The sequence below is a fragment of the Pontimicrobium sp. MEBiC06410 genome, assembly GCF_053601615.1.
The window spans coordinates 67,450-86,389 of the sequence record NZ_JBSHNT010000145.1 but is presented as its reverse complement, the minus strand read 5'-3'; the positions used below and the strand labels follow the sequence as shown (position 1 = coordinate 86,389).

The 18,940-nt window shown below is 30.6% G+C and carries 16 protein-coding genes; 11 read left to right on the top strand and 5 right to left on the bottom strand.

The window, feature by feature from the left end; translation table 11 throughout:
• Positions 1-400: 400 nt before the first annotated feature.
• From ACVC08_RS06600 to ACVC08_RS06580, 5 genes are all read left to right on the top strand, one after another.
• Positions 401-931, top strand: a complete 531-nt coding sequence (locus tag ACVC08_RS06600) for a hypothetical protein (RefSeq protein ID WP_452601466.1) — start codon at positions 401-403, stop codon at positions 929-931.
• A 363-nt stretch (positions 932-1,294) separates the two neighbouring features.
• Positions 1,295-3,037 (top strand): FAD/NAD(P)-binding protein, encoded by a 1,743-nt coding sequence (locus tag ACVC08_RS06595; RefSeq protein WP_452601465.1) that lies wholly within the window; start codon positions 1,295-1,297, stop codon positions 3,035-3,037.
• A 378-nt stretch (positions 3,038-3,415) separates the two neighbouring features.
• Positions 3,416-4,303, top strand: a complete 888-nt coding sequence (locus ACVC08_RS06590; RefSeq protein WP_452601464.1) for a helix-turn-helix domain-containing protein — start codon at positions 3,416-3,418, stop codon at positions 4,301-4,303.
• 44 nt (positions 4,304-4,347) lie between these two features.
• Positions 4,348-4,572 (top strand): helix-turn-helix domain-containing protein, encoded by a 225-nt coding sequence (locus tag ACVC08_RS06585; protein ID WP_452601463.1) that lies wholly within the window; start codon positions 4,348-4,350, stop codon positions 4,570-4,572.
• A 110-nt stretch (positions 4,573-4,682) separates the two neighbouring features.
• On the top strand, positions 4,683-5,858 hold the full coding sequence (locus ACVC08_RS06580) for a serine hydrolase domain-containing protein (protein WP_452601462.1): 1,176 nt from the start codon (positions 4,683-4,685) through the stop codon (positions 5,856-5,858).
• Between the two features lie 83 nt (positions 5,859-5,941).
• Here the strand turns inward: ACVC08_RS06580 and ACVC08_RS06575 are convergent, their stop codons facing one another.
• Together ACVC08_RS06575 and ACVC08_RS06570 are read right to left on the bottom strand one after the other, a co-directional pair.
• Positions 5,942-6,301, bottom strand: coding sequence for a YraN family protein (locus tag ACVC08_RS06575; protein ID WP_452601461.1), 360 nt, complete (start codon positions 6,299-6,301; stop codon positions 5,942-5,944).
• 46 nt (positions 6,302-6,347) lie between these two features.
• Positions 6,348-7,367: a S66 peptidase family protein gene (locus tag ACVC08_RS06570; protein ID WP_452601460.1), complete on the bottom strand. Its 1,020-nt coding sequence runs from the start codon at positions 7,365-7,367 to the stop codon at positions 6,348-6,350.
• 38 nt (positions 7,368-7,405) lie between these two features.
• On the opposite strand from ACVC08_RS06570, the gene metG reads away from it, so the two are divergent.
• From metG to ACVC08_RS06555, 3 genes are all read left to right on the top strand, one after another.
• A complete protein-coding gene (metG, locus tag ACVC08_RS06565; protein ID WP_452601459.1) occupies positions 7,406-9,487 on the top strand; it encodes a methionine--tRNA ligase in 2,082 nt (693 codons plus the stop codon).
• Between the two features lie 63 nt (positions 9,488-9,550).
• A complete protein-coding gene (locus tag ACVC08_RS06560) occupies positions 9,551-10,963 on the top strand; it encodes a hypothetical protein (RefSeq protein ID WP_452601458.1) in 1,413 nt (470 codons plus the stop codon).
• Positions 10,964-10,982: 19 nt separating this feature from the next.
• The gene (locus tag ACVC08_RS06555) at positions 10,983-12,401 is read left to right on the top strand and encodes a hypothetical protein (protein WP_452601457.1); all 1,419 of its coding nucleotides are present in this window, start codon (positions 10,983-10,985) and stop codon (positions 12,399-12,401) included.
• A gap of 3 nt (positions 12,402-12,404) precedes the next feature.
• Here ACVC08_RS06555 and ACVC08_RS06550 read toward each other — a convergent pair whose 3' ends face one another.
• Positions 12,405-13,442 (bottom strand): serine hydrolase domain-containing protein, encoded by a 1,038-nt coding sequence (locus tag ACVC08_RS06550; RefSeq protein ID WP_452601456.1) that lies wholly within the window; start codon positions 13,440-13,442, stop codon positions 12,405-12,407.
• 174 nt (positions 13,443-13,616) lie between these two features.
• Positions 13,617-14,414, bottom strand: coding sequence for a LytTR family transcriptional regulator DNA-binding domain-containing protein (locus tag ACVC08_RS06545; protein ID WP_452601455.1), 798 nt, complete (start codon positions 14,412-14,414; stop codon positions 13,617-13,619).
• 99 nt (positions 14,415-14,513) lie between these two features.
• Here ACVC08_RS06545 and ACVC08_RS06540 point away from each other — a divergent pair, with 99 nt between their 5' ends.
• Positions 14,514-14,768, top strand: a complete 255-nt coding sequence (locus ACVC08_RS06540; RefSeq protein ID WP_452601454.1) for a hypothetical protein — start codon at positions 14,514-14,516, stop codon at positions 14,766-14,768.
• A gap of 4 nt (positions 14,769-14,772) precedes the next feature.
• On the opposite strand, the gene ACVC08_RS06535 is transcribed toward ACVC08_RS06540, so the two are convergent.
• Positions 14,773-15,516, bottom strand: coding sequence for a T9SS type A sorting domain-containing protein (locus ACVC08_RS06535; protein WP_452598941.1), 744 nt, complete (start codon positions 15,514-15,516; stop codon positions 14,773-14,775).
• Between the two features lie 197 nt (positions 15,517-15,713).
• Here ACVC08_RS06535 and ACVC08_RS06530 point away from each other — a divergent pair, with 197 nt between their 5' ends.
• Both ACVC08_RS06530 and ACVC08_RS06525 read left to right on the top strand, forming a co-directional pair.
• Positions 15,714-17,840 (top strand): Tex family protein, encoded by a 2,127-nt coding sequence (locus tag ACVC08_RS06530; protein ID WP_452601453.1) that lies wholly within the window; start codon positions 15,714-15,716, stop codon positions 17,838-17,840.
• Positions 17,841-17,998: 158 nt separating this feature from the next.
• Positions 17,999-18,904 carry a histone deacetylase family protein gene (locus ACVC08_RS06525; RefSeq protein WP_452601452.1) on the top strand — a complete coding sequence of 302 codons (906 nt, stop codon included), beginning with the start codon at positions 17,999-18,001 and terminating at the stop codon, positions 18,902-18,904.
• Positions 18,905-18,940: the final 36 nt, after the last annotated feature.

The following is an 18,940-nucleotide window of genomic DNA, read 5'->3' as shown; positions in this document are numbered from 1 at the left end:
GCCTACTTATAAAAACTTGTAAAGGTTTTCTATCTTGTTTGTATTTGCTAACTTTAAAGCTTAAAACATATACAAACACGCTATGCCACATTTAAAATGAATCTCCGTTATTACATTATAATTTTAGTTTTATTATTTAGTTTTTTGTCTTGTAACAATCAAGAGAACGAAAAACAAGCTATTGAAATAGATAAAAACATAGTATCAGATTTACAAGTAGATCATTTAAATATTTGGGTTAAAAATCCTGAAAAAGCAAAGCAAAAAATTAATCGATATTGGATTTACTTCTATTCCCGATTCACTTTCTAAAATCCATACAGGGCAAGGTACAACTGGAAGGTATTTCTATTTTTTAAATAACTATCTCGAATTAATTTTTGTTTATAACCAAAACGAATTGGAGCAAAATAATATAAAAAACAAAGATTTAGATTTTACAGAAAGAGCAAACTTTGAAAAAAACGGTGCGTCCCCTTTTAGTATAGCGTTAAAAGTAAAAGACTACAATATGGAAAAAATTCCATTCCAGAAAATACGCTACCATCAAGACTGGATGGAGGGAAACGCTAGTATATATTCAGCAAAAAACTCAAAAATAAACCTAAAAGAACCTTCTATTTTTGTTGTCTATCCTGAAATAGAATCGGAGAGATTTGAAACAATGTCTGACTTAAAGAACATTCCAGATGAATATGCATTTGCAAGAGCGTTTTACAAGCATCCAAATGGAGCAAAAAAAATTACAAATATTAATATCACATCATCAGATTTAGACATAAAAACAGAAACAATTAAAGCTATAAACGGCATTAAGAACATAACCGTTAAAAGTGGAAAAGAACATTTAATGAAACTGTATTTTGATAATAATATTCAAGGTAAAACATTCGATTTAAGACCAGAATTGCCACTAATAGTCTATCTGTAACATAAAACGAAAAGTAAATAAAAAGCCTAACTGTTATTAAACAAGAGGAAGTCTATAAACTTAGAGGAAAAACAGGCTAATATATTAGAAATAATAATAGTTAGTTTGTAGCTCACCTAGAATATAAAAACAAAACTTATTTTTTTTTGGAACCAATATTACGCCAAAAGAACAATTTAATATGGACATGTCTCTAAAATTAGAATTAACACCTTTTAATCTTTTTTTACAATAATTAGTTTAATAACGTTACAAATACTAAACTGCTATATTTATTTTTGAGTAGTTTATACACATTTTAATAGAAGTTGATGAGCAAACTATAACTTTAGATACGTTCTATTATAAACCTTAAAATTATTAATGAAAACAACAAGGACTTTAAGTATTATAGGCATTGGACCAAGAGGATTATATGCACTAGAAAATTTAATCTTAGAACTAAATGCAAAACAGGCCTGTAAACAAATACACATATTACTATTTGAAGAAACAGGACACTTTGGTAATGGACAAGTTTATGACGTAGACCAAGTAAAAACGAACTGGATTAATATTTCTGAGCGTATTCTAAACATAAAAACACGTCCCCAAATAAACTTAGAGAGTATCATAATTCCTAGTTTTCCATCGTATCATAACTGGGATAATAAAGATTTTTCTAAACTTTCAAATGAGTTAAAAGACACTTACCCTCCAAGAGCAAAAATAGGTAAGTATTTAAAAGAACGGTTTGATAGCTTAGCAAAATCCTTAATAAAATTAGGGTTGATAACATTATTTAAAGAACGGGTTATTAAGGTAAACCTATTAGAAGATAAAACCGTAGCAATAGAAACACATAGTGGTACCTTTCATAATGCTGATGAACTTTTACTAACCATTGGGCACCAACCAACAAGATTATCTAAACAACTTGCACATTGGAAAGCGGCTCTAAATAATAATACAACACTTTTTACAGAACCTTACCCTATTGTAAAAATTTTAGAACATATAAAACCCACAAATACAATAGCAATTCGTGGGTTTGGTTTAGCCGCCATAGATGTTATTAGAAGCATCGCTAGTAATACAGGAACATTTATAGTTAATAATAAAGAAACACAAGAAATTGTATATCGCCCTAAAAACGATGCTAAAATTATGTTTATTCCATTTTCTCTAAATGGTTTACCCGTAGCCCCAAAACCACTCTCTGCCAAAATAGATAACTATTACAAACCAACAAACAAACAATTAGACCTTTTTAGCGCCTTAATAGGTAATTCCGAAACACAAAAGCAAGCCAAAAATTTCAATTTTTTAATAGAAGCTATAACACCTATAATTGCAAAAATCTATGCAGAATTACCTTTAACCAAATCTTGTAACACAAGAATAATAAGTGCTATAGAAACTCATGTAAAAAACTGGTTAAAAAATGAATCTTACAAAGCTCCCTCTATAGTAGATAATGAACAATCCACAGCACTTTTAATGCAGAACTATATAGAAATGGCTAAAAACACCCGCGAAATAAGCTTAGATTTTTGTATTGGTCAAGTATGGAGACACTGTCAACCTTCTATATACGAGCAATTATCCTTTAACGAGTGTAGTCCAGAAGTTTTTGCAGAAATTATTGGTTTAGATGAACGTATGAAACGATATGCATACGGTCCACCAGTAGAAAGTATTCAACAAATGTTAGCACTTTTGTCTGCTGGAATAATGACAACAGATTACATAAACAATCCGGAAATAACTCTAGATAAAAAAGGCTGGTATTTGTCTTCTAATAACAATACGATATTAGCCCATGTAATGATAAATTCTGTGTTAGATAGCCCCAAGGTAAAGCAAGTAAATTCTGAGCTAGTTAACAGCCTGTTTCTAAACGAACTTATAAAGCCAGCTCATGACGATTATGGTATAGAAACCGACTCTAATGGTTATATTATTCCAAAAAACGATACCAATGGCAAAACGATTCCTATAGCATTATTAGGCAGATTAGCTAAAGGCACTATAATAGGTGTAGATGCTATTTTGGAATGTTTTGGAGATCGCCCTAAAGATTGGGCCAAAAAAGCCGCATTTAGACACCAAAACTGGTTAAATTAAAACGTGTTTTACAACCCATGCTATATATTATGAATAAAATATTTCTCCATTTGTAAATTTATCTAACCTAGACAAACTATCTAGTATTATGTTTAAAATAATTACATTTCTAAAACAATAGCACACACATATATAGAATAGAAGAGTTATTATAAACCTATTTGGTTGACCCTTTTTTATTATCTTTCGGCTAAGTAAAAAAAGAACATATATAAATCTACTACTTTTAGATACAAACCATAGTAAAAAATATAGAATGCGTGTAAAAATAATTACGATTTTACTTCTAGCAATATTAACAAATTCTTGATATGCTCAATCTAAAAAATCAAAATAATAAATACATCGTTATAAAACATTAAACAAACCACTTACCCATTGCTATTAATTACTCTACTTAACATTGCCATTTTTCAAGGAGTTATTTTAGGGATAGTGATTTTAAAATCACCTATATTTAAAAGTAAAGCAAATAAATATTTAGCCTTTGCTATTTTTTCATTCTCTATCTCTTTACTAAATTTTGTTTTAGAAGAAACAGGAGCCTATACAAATTATCCTTTTTTACGATTTTTTGATATTATAGACTCTGGACTACTATTCCCAATTTTCCTTTTTCTATATGTGGTACATCAAGTAAATCACAATATAAAAAACTCAAAAAAATGGTTATGGTTATTTGTTCCTTTTCTATATAGTATTGTTTATGATGCGATAGATGAATATGCTGGAGGCCTAAGTTTTCTACCAAAAACAGTAGAGTTAATATTAAATCTTATTCAAATTCCAATAATACTCCTTTTTACTCCAGTCCTTTTAATATACACGTTCACTTTTATTAAATTTTCTGATACTCCAGAAGAAAAAAAATGGTTAACCTATTTATTGGTTCTAGTCTCTATTTTCTATTTTTCTTGGGTTTTTGGTTCTATTATAGGGTCTGCTGTTAGCGAATTTCTACAACAAGATATCATTACTCCATTAATACAAGTGTTAACATTATTTGTAGCATTTTTAATTTATTGGATTAGCTACATGGGGATTTTTAAATTTAGACTTGCAAAAGACCGAAAAGAAATTAAAACCTTACTTAATAAATTAAATTCAAGTAAGCCAGTTAGTATTGAGCAGAAATCATCTAATAGTTTAAACATAAAAAAAGGAGATACTTTTACTAAGGACAACAACTACTTTGTAAAATTAGAAGCGCTCTGTAATGATCAGCACATTTATAAAGACAGCACATTTATAAAGACAGCACATTAGATAGAGAAAAAATTGCAACACAATTAGGCATTAGTTCTGGTTATGTGTCGCAGTTAATTAATACCGTTACTGGCGAAAATTTTTCAACCTACATTAATCGCTATAGAGTTGAAGCAGTTAAACGTATTATTTTAGATCCAGAGTTTGATAATTATAGCCTCTTAGCAATTGGGTTAGAATGTGGATTTTCTTCTAAAACCACTTTTCATAATTCATTTAAAAAAATGACTGGAATGACACCAAATGCTTACCGAAAAAAGCACAAATAAGTTCGAATTTATTAGATTTTAAGATATTGAAACCTTCTAAAGGTTTTACCACCATAGGTTTGTAATGACATAAAACAATTATTCATCAATTTCATTAAATCAAAAAAACTATGGAAATTTTAAAACAAATCTATTCTTTACATAAGAATACTACTGTAACTATTAAAGCCCTCTTTACTATTACATTGTTATGCCTATTTATTGCAACCAGTTGCAATACTAGTGACGATACCCCTCCAACTACCAATGGTAGTACTATTAAAGATGAAATAGACAACCAAGAGTTTGCAAATCTTATTGAGGAGTATATTACTATTTTTCCAGAAAACACTCAAGTAGCAATCGCCATAATAGATAATACCTCAACAGAATTTATTGGCATAATAAATGACAATGGGACTCTACGAACAATAGATAATGCCGATAACATTTTTGAAATTGGTTCAATAACCAAGGTTTTTACTAGTATATGCCTATCGGAATTAATCTCTACCAACGAAGCCTCTTTAAACGAAACACTACAACAACAATTTGATTTTTCATTACTAAATGGCGAAAACATAAGCTTATTACAACTAGCTAATCACACCTCTGGATTACCTCGTTTGCCTACTAACGTTGAGGAGGTTATAGACTTTGATATAAATGATCCTTATGCTAACTACAGCGTAGCTAATTTAGAAAGTTATCTGCAAAATCATGTTACCTTAAATACTGCAAGCGGAACAGCCTATGAATATTCTAACTTAGGCATGGGTATGCTAGGTTATATTTTGGCGAAAAAACGAGGTGTATCTTACGAAGAACTTATACAGAGTGTAATTATGGAACCATTACAAATGCATAATTCCACTACATTAATAGCTAATGTTGATACTTCAAAATTAGTAATAGGGCAAGACCAATATGGAAATGCAACTGTAAACTGGAACCATACAGACACCATGTCTGGAAGCGGATCGATAAAATCATCAGTAGTTGATCTTGAAAAATTTGTACGAAAAAACTTTGAAAACAATGCCGTTTATAACCTACCACAAGAGACTACTTTTAATATAGCAACAAATTATATTATGGGCTTAGGGTGGCATATTATAGAAAGTGAAGGATTTAGAATACTTACACATAATGGAGGCACAGCTGGGTACACCTCGTATTTGGCTATAGATAAAATTAATAAGCGTGCCGTAATAATATTATCTAATGTATCTGCCACTACACACCCAAATTCAGAGAATATAGATGACCTTGGCGACTCTTTATTGGAAAGTATTTCGCTTCAATAAACAATTAAACATAAATTAATTACTGCTTAAATTAAATATAAAAGTGATTTAAATTACTATAAATCACTTTTATATTTTCTTATTTAAAAATGATAAAAGGCATCTTTTAAATGTTCAATGTTATAATTATTATTATTTTTTACAATGGCTATAATATCAAAACGAACTTCTAAATCCAATCCGTTTGCGGTAACATATTCATCAACAGCTTTTACAAGGCGTTGTATTTGTTTAGGCTTTACAAAATCTTGAGGATTTCCAAAATCTGTAGTAGACCGTGTTTTGACCTCAATAATAGCTAATGTCTCTTTTGCCTTTGCTATTATATCTACCTCAGCTTTATCGAAACGATAGTTACGTTCTATAATTTCGTAACCTTTTTCTAATAAAAAATCTACTGCTAATTGTTCTCCTTTCTTACCAAGTTCGTTATGTTGTGCCATTTAATTCCTGCAAAAGCAGGAATCTCATCCTGCTTGTTTTTATAGATTATTCTTCGAAAACAACAGTAGAAGTCTCTTTTCCTACTTTTAACTTTACTGTTCTACCTAAAATTAAAGCACGGTTATCATCTTCATGTCCCGCTGGCATATTAAAAACAACAGGAAAATTATAATCTGCCAAAACATCTAAAATTAATTGTTGTACTGGTTTTCCCCAAGGTGTTGTATTTTTTCTAACCCTAGAAATATCGCCTACAATTACGCCTTTACAATTCTCAAAATACCCCGCACGTTTTAAACTCTGTAACATACGGTCTATATGGTAAGCATACTCTCCTATTTCTTCAAAAAAGAGAATTTTACCATCCATATTTATGCTTGTATTGGAGCCTAACATAGTATGTAAAATGGTTAAGTTACCACCTACTAACTGTCCAGAGGTTTCTCCTTCCTTATTATATTTTGACCCCGCAATGGTATACGCTAAAGGTTCTCCAAAAATAGCAGCCTTAAACGTTGCAACACTTTCCTTTATTTCACTTAAATCTTCCGTTAGACTTACACACATAATAGCATGAATGGATTCCGCACCATTATTATGCAATTGATTGTGCAAAGCAGTAATGTCTGAATACCCTATAATCCATTTTGGGTTTTCTTTAAACTTAGTATAATCTAACTTATCTAAAATTCTTACCGTTCCGTAGCCTCCTCTTGCACTCCAAATGGCCTTTATATTAGGATTATCTAGTGCAGATTGAAAATCTTCACATCGTTCTTCGTCTGTTCCTGCAAAATGATTATCCCTACTAAACACATGTTTACCAACAACAACATTAAGTCCCCAACGTTTAAGTAATGTTTTTGCCTGTTCTACTTCTCTATTTCTGTTTTTTAAAATACCAGAAGGCGCAACAATAGCAACAGTATCTCCTATTTTTAAATATGGTGGTTGTATCAAATTTTCATTTGTTTTTAATGTTGTATTATTTTGAGACGTTGCCGCTCTACCTCCAAAGAAGAAAACAACGCAACACAACAGTATAATTAATCTATTTTCCGACATATTGTAAATGTACATTTTTTTTCTAAATCGCTGTCAAAATGCGTACTTTTACGGCTTCAAAAGAAAAAACAATGTCAAAAAGATATACAATTACTGCAGCATTACCATATACTAATGGACCAATTCACATTGGGCATTTAGCAGGTGTTTATGTGCCAGCAGATATTTACGCACGCTATAAAAGATTAACAGGACACGATGTTGCATTTATTTGCGGAAGCGATGAGCACGGTGTACCAATTACTATTAAAGCCAAAAAAGAAGGCGTAACACCTCAAGATATTGTAGATAAATACCATGCAATTATTAAGCAATCTTTTGAAGACTTCGGCATTACCTTCGATAATTATTCGCGTACATCTGCAAAGATTCATCATGATACCGCATCTGAGTTTTTTAAAACTTTATACGATAAAAATGAGTTTGTTGAAGAAGTTTCGGAGCAGTTATATGATGCAGAAGCAAATCAATTTTTAGCAGATAGATTTGTTATTGGAACTTGCCCTAAATGTGGTAACGAAGAAAGTTATGGCGACCAATGTGAAAACTGTGGAACGAGCCATAATGCAACAGATTTAATAAATCCTAAATCTGCAATTACAGGAAATGTACCAAGTTTAAAAGAAACTAAACACTGGTATTTACCTTTAAACAAGCATGAAGAGTTCTTAAAAGAGTGGATTTTAAAAGGCCATGAAAAAGATTGGAAACACAATGTTTACGGGCAAGTAAAATCATGGATTACAGATGGTTTAAGACCAAGAGCCGTTACTAGAGATTTAGATTGGGGAATTCCTGTTCCTGTAAAAGGTGGAGAAGGTAAAGTTCTTTATGTTTGGTTTGATGCTCCTATAGGTTACATTTCTGCGACTAAAGAATGGGCTGCTAGAGAAAATAAAGATTGGGAACCCTATTGGAAAGATAAAGACACAAAATTAGTTCACTTTATTGGAAAAGATAATATTGTGTTTCACTGTATTATTTTCCCATGCATGCTAAAAGCAGAAGGTTCGTACATTTTACCAGATAATGTACCAGCCAACGAGTTTTTAAACTTAGAAGGCAATAAATTATCGACTTCAAAAAACTGGGCGGTTTGGTTACCAGACTATTTACAAGATTTTCCAGATAAGCAAGACGTTTTACGTTATGCCTTAACTGCAAACGCTCCAGAAACTAAGGATAATGATTTTACTTGGAAAGATTTCCAAGCAAGAAATAATAATGAATTGGTTGCTATTTTTGGTAATTTTATTAACCGTGTCGCTGTATTAACCACTAAATATTATAATGGTATTGTTCCTACACCTAACGAGTTATCTTCTGTAGATGAAGAAACTCTAGCGGCTATAAAAGCATATCCTGCTGTTATTTCTAGCTCTATAGAACGCTACCGTTTTAGAGAAGCCAGTCAAGAATTAATGAACCTTGCCAGATTAGGTAATAAGTACTTAGCAGACGAAGAACCTTGGAAGGTTATAAAAGTAGACGAAGCCCGTACGCAAACCATCATGTATGTAGCGTTACAAATCGCATCTGCTTTAGCTACATTAAGCGAGCCTTTTTTACCATTTACTTCTGCTAAGCTAAAAAACATATTAAATACAGACGGTAATGCTTGGGATGCTGTTGCAACAGAAGCTGTTTTACTACCAGCAGGTCATCAATTAGGTAAGTCTGAATTATTGTTTTCTAAAATTGAAGATAAAGATATTCAAATACAACTTGATAAATTAGAAGCTAGCAAAAAAGCCAACGAAGCAGCAAATAAAGTTGTAGAGCCTCAAAAAGATACAATTACTTTTGAAGACTTCACCAAATTAGACATTCGTGTTGGTACCATTCTAGAAGCAGAAAAAATGCCAAAAACGAAGAAACTTTTAATTTTAAAAGTAGATACAGGAATAGATGTAAGAACTATTGTTTCTGGTATAGCAGAAAGCTTTACACCAGAAGAAGTGGTTGGTAAAAAAGTAACTGTTTTAGTAAACTTAGCACCTAGAAAATTACGTGGTGTAGAAAGTCAGGGCATGATTTTAATGACTGAGACTCCAGAAGGGAAATTAGTATTTGTAAACCCCGATGATGCATCTGTTAATAATGGATTGCATATAAGTTAATACTATACACATAACCCTCACTATTTTCTACTAGTGAGGGTTTTTTAATAAAAATCGCTATTAATGAAACCCATTTTATATTTCCTGTTATTCTCAATATCCTTTGTATCTGCTCAAGACCAATGGCTCGAAAAGGATTTAACTCCATTTACCGAAAATTACATTATAAAAGACGCAGTTCCTTTTGTTAACGAGGAGAATAATCAATTAGCACTATTTTTTAAAAACAGAAAAAAGATTTTTGGTTATTTATATAATGAAAACCAGGAATTAATTAGCACAATAAGCCCCATAGAAATCCCTAAAAAAGCACAGGTTTTAATAGGTACAGTATACAACAACGACACTTACACCTTATATTTTTCGAATAATAGAAAAACATACTTTAGCTCTATATCTATTAATTTTATAACTAAAAATTTTAATATAAATAACAAACTAAAAATAGATATTAAAGGTGAAAAAGTTATCGAATTTTTAATAGACAAGCATCGAATTTATATACTTAGTATTGTTAAAAAAACATCTGTTTTAAAAACATACGAGTTAGATAATAATGGATTGGTCGATTCTAAAAAATTCGACTTCTCTAACGAAGAAATAAAAAGCGATAGAGGCTGGGATTATAATTTATATTATTTGCTCTATGGCAACCCAACATATTCTACTGTAGAGCTTATAAAAAACGACGTTCCTAATGCACTAGAAAAAACAGCAGCCTACACCAAATTATATTTTAAAAAGGGGAAATTGACCTTAACTAATAACCTCTTTGATAAGTATACTTATATAGCAACACTAGATTTAGAAAAAGCAACACAATCTTTCGATGTTATTAATAATAAGGATTTTTTAGAGCAAAACTTAGGAGACAACTCTAGTTCTTATATTTTTAAGAATTATTTTTTTAATATATACTCAACTAATAAAAAGTTGAATTTTAATGTTTACGATTTAAAAACAAAAACACTTATTAAAGCCTTTGAAATATTAAAAGGAGAAGCCATTACTTTTAAAAATTCCCCTATTATCCATGAAGGTGGAGAATTTAGTAATTATAGAGAATTTGAAAAAACTTCTAAGTTTTTAAGAAAAGTTACAGGCTCTAAAATAGGTATTACTGCTTATGAAAAAAACAATGACATTATAATAACATTAGGAGCAAGTGAGACTGTACCGCAAATAAACATGATAACTGTTGGGGGTGGTTTTATTGGTGGTGCAATTGGAGGCGCTATCTTCTCGTCCTTTAATTCTTATTCTAAAACAAGATCCACTAGAATTAACTGTTTATTTGATAAAGATTTTAATCATAAAAAAGGAGAAATCCCTTTAAATGCTTTTGATGAAATTAATGATTTCATTAAAAGTAAAACGTTTAATAATCATAAACTACAATCTTTATTTAAATATAAAGACCGTTATATTTGGGGAGCTCTAGATAAAAGCACTTATAGATTATATAGGTTTAACTAATCACAACAAGGTATAAATTATGAAATCAATACTTCTCTCTTTTCTTTTTATAGGTATTAATGCTCTTAATTTATATAGTCAAGAACAAGTACTTTCCTTTAAAAACGAAGTGCTTTCTAAACGAATTTCTAAAGACTCTTACACGTTATCTAATACTTTAAATAATGATTTAGCAATTGTTATTTTAGAGAGGAAACAAATATTTGCCTATCTTTTTAATTCAAATTTTGAACAAAAAAGCACTATTGAAAGTAAAAATATAAAAGCTAAATACAACAAAGCTTTAGGTTATTCTATAAATAATGAAAGGTATTCTATATTATATACCAACGAAAATAAAAATAAGTTCTCCATATTGTCTTTAGATTTTAAATCGCACACAGGTGCTTCTAAAGAAATTGACATAGATTTTGAAGACCATTTATTTTTAGATGCTATACATTATAATAACAAGCTTTATCTTTTATCTGCTAATGGTAATTCTGAAATAACAATAAGACTTTTTGATAATGAGGCTAGTTTTAAAGTTCTTAAAACGTTTTCTTTAGAAGAAATAAGTAATGACACTAACCTTATTAGCTCTAAAATGAGTTTTGGCCCCTTTTTATTTTCAGGAAAAGAGGTTTCAAATATTACTAAAATAGACCGAAGAGTACCCAACTCTATAGAACAGACTTCTAATGAAAACAAAATATATCAAAACGGAAGTTCTATTTACCTTACGTTTGATGTAAATAAAAAAGCGACGCAGATTTACACTATAGATTTAGAGTCTTTAAACCTATCTCTTAATGCTATTCCTTATCCTGAGCAAGGGATTAAGCCTTTTAAAAAATTTAATTCTTTCTTATACAAAAACAAGCTTTATCAAATAGCTAGCTCTAAAGAAGAAATGAAATTTGCTATAAAAACCTTAGAAGGCGAACTTATAAAAGATTTTTATATTAATAAAGACAAACCAATTACAATAAAAAATTCCTCTATTATTCAAGAGGGCTCTACTGCTCTCCCTTTTGTTACTAAAAGAGAGCTTGAGGCTACTAAAAAATATTTAAGAAAAATTACTTCTGGACAATTAGGCTTAACGGTTATAGAGCAAGACCAATCGTATTACATAACTTTAGGTGGGTTTGAATACATCCATAACGGTGGCCCAATGATGGTAACCACTACCAACGGAAACTTTACAGGTTTCAATACAACCTATCTAAGCTACAATGGTTACACAACAACAAAATCTACTTATTTTAATTCTATTTTCGATTTAAATTTTAATCATAAAAAAGGTAATTTTAAAGATAACGTTTTCGATAAAATAGAGGCGTACAAAACACCGTTACGATACATTACAGCAGAGGATATTTTCTTTCATAATAACACCCTTTACTTTGGTTATTTTAACCAAAAAGAAAGAGAATATAATCTTATTAAATTTTAGTATTTATCCTTTTAAAGCATTTACTACAGTCCCTAAATAAAAGTTACTACTAGATTTCCCTAAGCGCACAATAATAATTTTTTCTTTAGGCGATACAAATACAATTTGCCCCAAAATGCCCAGTGCATAAAAATCTTCTCCACACTCGTTACTATACCATTGGTATTGATAGCAATCGTTATTTGTGTTTCCTATAACAGATTTTTCTATCCATTGTTTAGAGACTATTTGTTGTCCGTTAAACTGCCCTTTATTTAAATATAATCGTGCAATTTTAGCTAAATCTATAGCTGTAGTGTTTAAACAGCAAAATGCTTTTGTATTTCGACGTTTATTATCGTCTACACTCCAAGTTGCTGGGTTTTCCATCTGCAATGGCTTCCAAATTTTCTCTTCTAGATATTTACCTAGCTCTTTATTGGTTACTCGCTCTATGGCTATACCCAACAATGTTGTACAAACACTTTGGTAATTATGCACTGTTCCTGGCTCATGCTCAAATTTCATTTTTTTAATTTGTTTAATCTGGTTTTTTCCATAATACAACTTACTCACCTCATCGAAAGGGCTGCTGTAGGTTTCATCAAACTTTAAACCCGATCTCATATTTAACAAATGCTCTAATGTGAGTTTATTAAACTTATTATTAGCTTCGGATAACTCTGGAATGTATTTGGTAATAGGGTCGTTAACACTTTCTATTATGCCTTCGTCTATGGCTATACCAAGTAATAATGATGTTACAGATTTTGAAACCGAAAAGATATTAGAAATGGAGTCTCTTTTGTAACCTTCAAAATAGTTTTCAGAGATAATACTATCGTTTTTAATAATTAAATATGCTGTTGTTTCCGATTGTTTATCTAAAGCTTCTTTTATTGATATTTTTCCATTTTTTCTTACTATGGTTAATGTATCTATACGCTTAGCGTATTTAGAATTTGTTCCATCTTTAAAATAGAATGTTTTTTCTCCTGTATTTACTTCTGTATAAGGGAATATTTTATGATCGTCTATATCTGCTTTATAATATCTAATCATTCGGCCAACATGACAAGATTGAAAAGACAAAATGAACAAAAACAAAGCTAGGATAAGTAAAGAAAATAATGATTTTTTAAACATTTTTTTAGTTGCGTTTTTAATTTTTAATACTTCAAAAGTATTAGTCAAAAGCGCTTAATGCTCAATAAAATTAGCTCTTGTGGCGAAATGTTACTTATTTGTGGTTGGTTGTAACTTACTTTTTACGGCTTGTTGTAAATTTCTAGAAACGGGAATAGCATTTCCATAACCCAAGTCTATAAACAGCTTTTTGTTTTCCGTTTTAAACTGTATAAAATGTATTGTATTAATTAAAAAGGAGCGATGTGTTTTTAGTAATTCTGGGAAAGTACTCTCAACTTCTGAAATAGTTCCTCTAATTAGTTTTTTTTGAACTGTATTATTTTGAATGAAGTTAATTTCTATATAATTATCCGACGATTGTATAAACAATAACTCTTCCTGTTTTAATGTTATAAAGTCGTATTTTCCTTTCCCTTTAATTGTTATTTTATCATTACTTTCTTTTGGATTATATAGTTTGCCTAAAATAATACGGGTAACAATTACAAATGGTAATATAATAGCAACAGCAGGAAGGTATATCCATTTAAAATACTGAAAAAAGGAATACGTTCCTGGATCATTATCTACAATAATAATTTTATAAAACAGAAAGTTTAAAATGGCCCCTATACTTATTAATAATATTAAAAAAACAGCTTCATTTTTAAAAAACCATTGTTGTTGTTTTCTGTAAACAAAGTTTTGATACAGTAATGGAATACTATAACAAATGCCTTGTATTAAGGCATAAATAGGCAATAAAAATATTTTTTCATTTTCCGAAAATCTGTTAATATCAAAAGGTTCAGAAAAGTATAAAAACAAAAACACCCAAAGAGCTAAGCCTAAAGTAATCCACAAATGGTTTTGTAATATAGAGTAAAATGGGTAGTTTTTATTCATTGTAAATGTTACAGCTATTCAAAGCTAATAAACATATTTGATTAAACTAAATGTGATTTACATGAATATAGTATTATCTTGGTATAAGAAAAAGCGCTATTGAGAACACTACAATTAATACTTCAGTTTTGTTTAGGTATACTTATATCGTTTCTATTAGTATTAATTGGTATAGGTTTAGTCAATACTATAGAGCATGGTTTTTTTGCTATTTTATTTGCTGTTCTTGTACCTATTATAGGTTATGTGTTCTTTTCTTATAAGAAAAAACACATTGCATACGGTATGTTTTTTTCTACCATTCCAATTCTAATCATTGGGTGTTCTATACTTATTGCTAGTAGGCTTCACTAATATTTTAATTAACAATTAATTTTTTCACCTGTCTTCTATCGTTTATATCTATAACCTGAATAAGATATATTCCTCTTTTTAAATTAGAAACATTTAGTTTCATGATACTTTTATTAACTTGTTGGGATACTACACGTTTTCCAAAAGCATTTAAAATAGCGATGTTTTTAATTTTGCGATTTCCCATTATAAAAACATAATCACTTGCCGGATTAGGATGAAACTTAAAGACATCTGTAATATTAACGTCGTTTATAGTTTTAGATATTTCACAGCCATATTCTGTTTTAACAGATATCGTATTTACTTCGGTAACATCGTTAAATATAGGAGAGTCTACCCAATTACCATTATTTAATTTATATTTATACTTTCCGTCTTCACTAATAGTAACAATAAGTTTACCGTTTTCTAATGCATAGGCTATTGTTAAGGGTTCAGGTATTTCTATGTAAGTATATAAAGTAACTTCGCATCCGCTACTATCTCTAACTGTAATATCGTAATTATTAGATAATACTCCATCTATTATATTATATTCAACAAACTCTTCATTGTTTATTTTATAATAATAAGGTGCAGTACCTCCAGAAACTGTAATTTTTATTGTTCCATTAAATGTCTCACTGCAATTAATAGGTGTTATTGTTTCAATCTCTAAATTACAACTATTTACAGGTAATATACTATGAGATAAAGAGACATTACAAAACACAACACACACCAAAATATTCCACGCTTTTACCATATTTAACTCTTTTTTAGCGTAGTATTTTTCTATAGACCTTTGTGTTTTTGATTTATCATATTCATTTAAAAAACATGCTTTTTAAATTGTACCTGTTTTTAATTTTAGCATTTCTTTAACATAAACAGATATTTATAGGTTTTTATTGTTTATTTATGGTCTAGTAATTACATTGCTCTTTTAAAATTTAGGCCTTAATGACTCAGCTAATAGCATTTATTACTTCAAAAACACAACTTTCAGAAATAGCAGTTAAAAATACAATAGCATTATTAAATGAAGACTGCACTATTCCGTTTATTTCTCGTTATCGTAAAGAACGTACAGGAAACCTAGACGAGGTAGCTATTGGAGCTATTGTTAAATATAAAGAAGAATTTGAAGCTTTAGAAAAACGAAAAACGGCTATTATAAAAGCACTTGAAGAGCAAGGGGTATTAACCGAAGATTTACAACAAAAGGTTAATGCAACTACAACCTTAATTGCTTTAGAAGACTTGTATTTACCATACAAGAAAAAGCGCAAAACAAAAGCAGAGACGGCTAGAAAAAATGGTTTGGAGCCTTTGGCTAAAATTATTATGAGTCAGAATGCTAATGCTATAGAATCTATTGCCTCAAAATACATAAAAGGAGAGGTTTCTTCTGTAAATGATGCTCTTGAAGGTGCTAGACATATTATTGCAGAATGGATTAACGAGCGTACAGATATTAGAACAAGTCTTAGAAACCAATTAGAGCGTTATGCTATGATTGCTACCAAGGTAGTAAAAGCAAAAATTAATGATGAGAAAGCGCAAAAGTTTAGAGATTATTTTGAATGGGAAGAGTCTTTAAACCGCATTCCATCTCATAGGTTACTTGCAATTTTAAGAGCAGAAAGCGAAGGCTATATTCGTGTAAAAATTACTATAGACGATGTTCGTGCTTTAGAGCGTATTGATAATAAAATAATACGTAGTAATAACGCTTGTGCAGACCAAATTGAATTAGCAATTACAGATGCCTACAAACGGTTATTATTCCCATCATTAAGTAATGAAGCTTTACAAAACGCAAAAAGTAAAGCTGACGACTCTGCAATTAGCGTGTTTGCTAAAAATTTAAAGCAGCTATTATTAGGTTCGCCTATTGGCGAAAAGCGTGTTTTAGCGATCGACCCTGGGTTTAGAACAGGTTGTAAAGTGGTATGTTTAGATGCACAAGGGAATTTAAAATATAATGAAACCATATATCCGCACCCTCCAAAAAATGATAGCATTGGTGCAATGAAAAAAATAAGTTCTTTAGCAGAAGCTCATAATATTGAAGCTATTGCTATAGGAAATGGTACTGCGTCTAGAGAAACCGAAGCTTTAATTAGAAAAATCCGTTTTAAAAACGATATCCAAGTGTTTGTAGTTAGCGAAGCTGGTGCAAGTATTTATTCGGCTTCAAAAATTGCTCGAGAAGAATTCCCCAACTACGATGTTACTGTTCGTGGTTCGGTATCTATAGGTAGACGTTTACAAGACCCCCTTGCAGAATTAGTAAAAATAGATGCTAAATCTATAGGTGTTGGCCAATATCAACACGATGTAGACCAAAGCAAACTTCAAAAATCGTTAGATTTGGTAGTAGAAAACTGTGTAAATGCTGTAGGTGTAAATATTAATACTGCTAGTATATCGCTATTAAGTTATGTCTCTGGAATAGGCCCAAAATTAGCCGAAAATATTTTTAATTACAGAACCGAAAACGGTACTTTCAACTCCCGTAACGATATAAAAAAAGTGCCGCGTTTGGGTAATAAAGCATACGAGCAAGGTGCTGCTTTTTTACGGATTAAAGCACCTAAAAATCCTTTAGATGATTCTGCTGTACATCCAGAAAGTTATAAAATTGTTGAAAAAATGGCAAAAGATGAAAAGCTTTCCGTTTCACAACTTATTGGCAATAAAGCGGTATTGAGTAAAATAAGCTTAAAACAGTATTGTAACGAAACTATAGGAATGCCTACTCTTGAGGATATTGTAAAAGAATTGGAAAAACCTGGATTAGATATACGTGAACAAGCCAAGGTCTTTACATTTAATCAGAATATAAAAACTATTACCGATTTGCATGCTGGACAATTACTACCTGGTATTGTAAATAATATTACTAATTTTGGTTGTTTTGTAGATATTGGTATTAAAGAAAGTGGTTTAATACATGTTTCTAATTTATCCGATAGTTTTGTTAAAGATGTAAACGAGCATGTGCATTTGCATCAACAAATTATAGTTAAAGTTTTAGAAGTAGATGTTGCTAGAAAACGAATTCAATTAAAATTACATAAATAAAGTTGATTGACGAGTTTTGCTTAATGGTTTACTAAAATGTTAGTCTAAGTGCAGTCTAAGACTTTATAAATGACAAATCTTGATTTTTTGAAACATAGCAATTATTCTTCATCATCTAAATTTAATTAAAGAGATTCCCGCTTTTGCGGGAAATAAATATGTTAAAAATAGCCTACCATCCTATTTACAAACACCCTTTGCCAGAGGGACATCGTTTTCCTATGCTTAAGTACGAACTACTACCTGAACAGTTATTACACGAAGGTACATGCACAGAAGCCAACTTTTTTGAGCCTGAACGTATGCTAAATGAAAACCCTATTCTGGCGGTTCATGATCCTGATTATTTCTACGATTTATTAAATATTACTTTAGATCAACGTGCTGCTCGAAAAATAGGCTTTCCTTTAAGTGAAGTGCTCGTAGAGCGTGAAATTGTTATTGCCGATGGGACTATTAAGGCTAGTGAATTTGCTCTTAAACATGGTATTGCAATGAATATTGCTGGGGGCACACATCACGCTTATACTAATCGAGGAGAAGCGTTTTGTTTATTAAACGATCAAGCCATTGGCGCAAGACATCTTCAAAGCAAAGGATTAGCAAAACAGATCCTAATTGTCGATTTAGATGTACACCAAGGCAATGGCACTGCTGAAATTTTTGCTAACGATTCATCTGTATTTACCTTTTCTATGCATGGCAAGCATAATTACCCCTTTAAAAAGGAAGTTAGCGATTTAGATATTGCTCTAGAGAATAATACAAGTGATACCGAATATCTTAGTATTTTAAAACAAACACTTCCTAAATTAATACAGAAACAACAACCTGATTTTATTTACTATTTATCTGGTGTAGATGTTATTAAAACCGATAAACTAGGAAAGTTAGGTTTAACTGTTGAGGGTTGTAAACAACGTGATCAATTCGTTTTAGAAACGTGTAACACATTAAACATTCCTGTTATGTGTAGTATGGGCGGCGGTTATTCTCCAGATATTAAAACCATTGTAAATGCGCATGCAAATACCTTTAGGTTGGCTCAGGACATCTTTTTTTGATTACGTTTTCATAAGAAATTAAAATTTTCGGTAAAC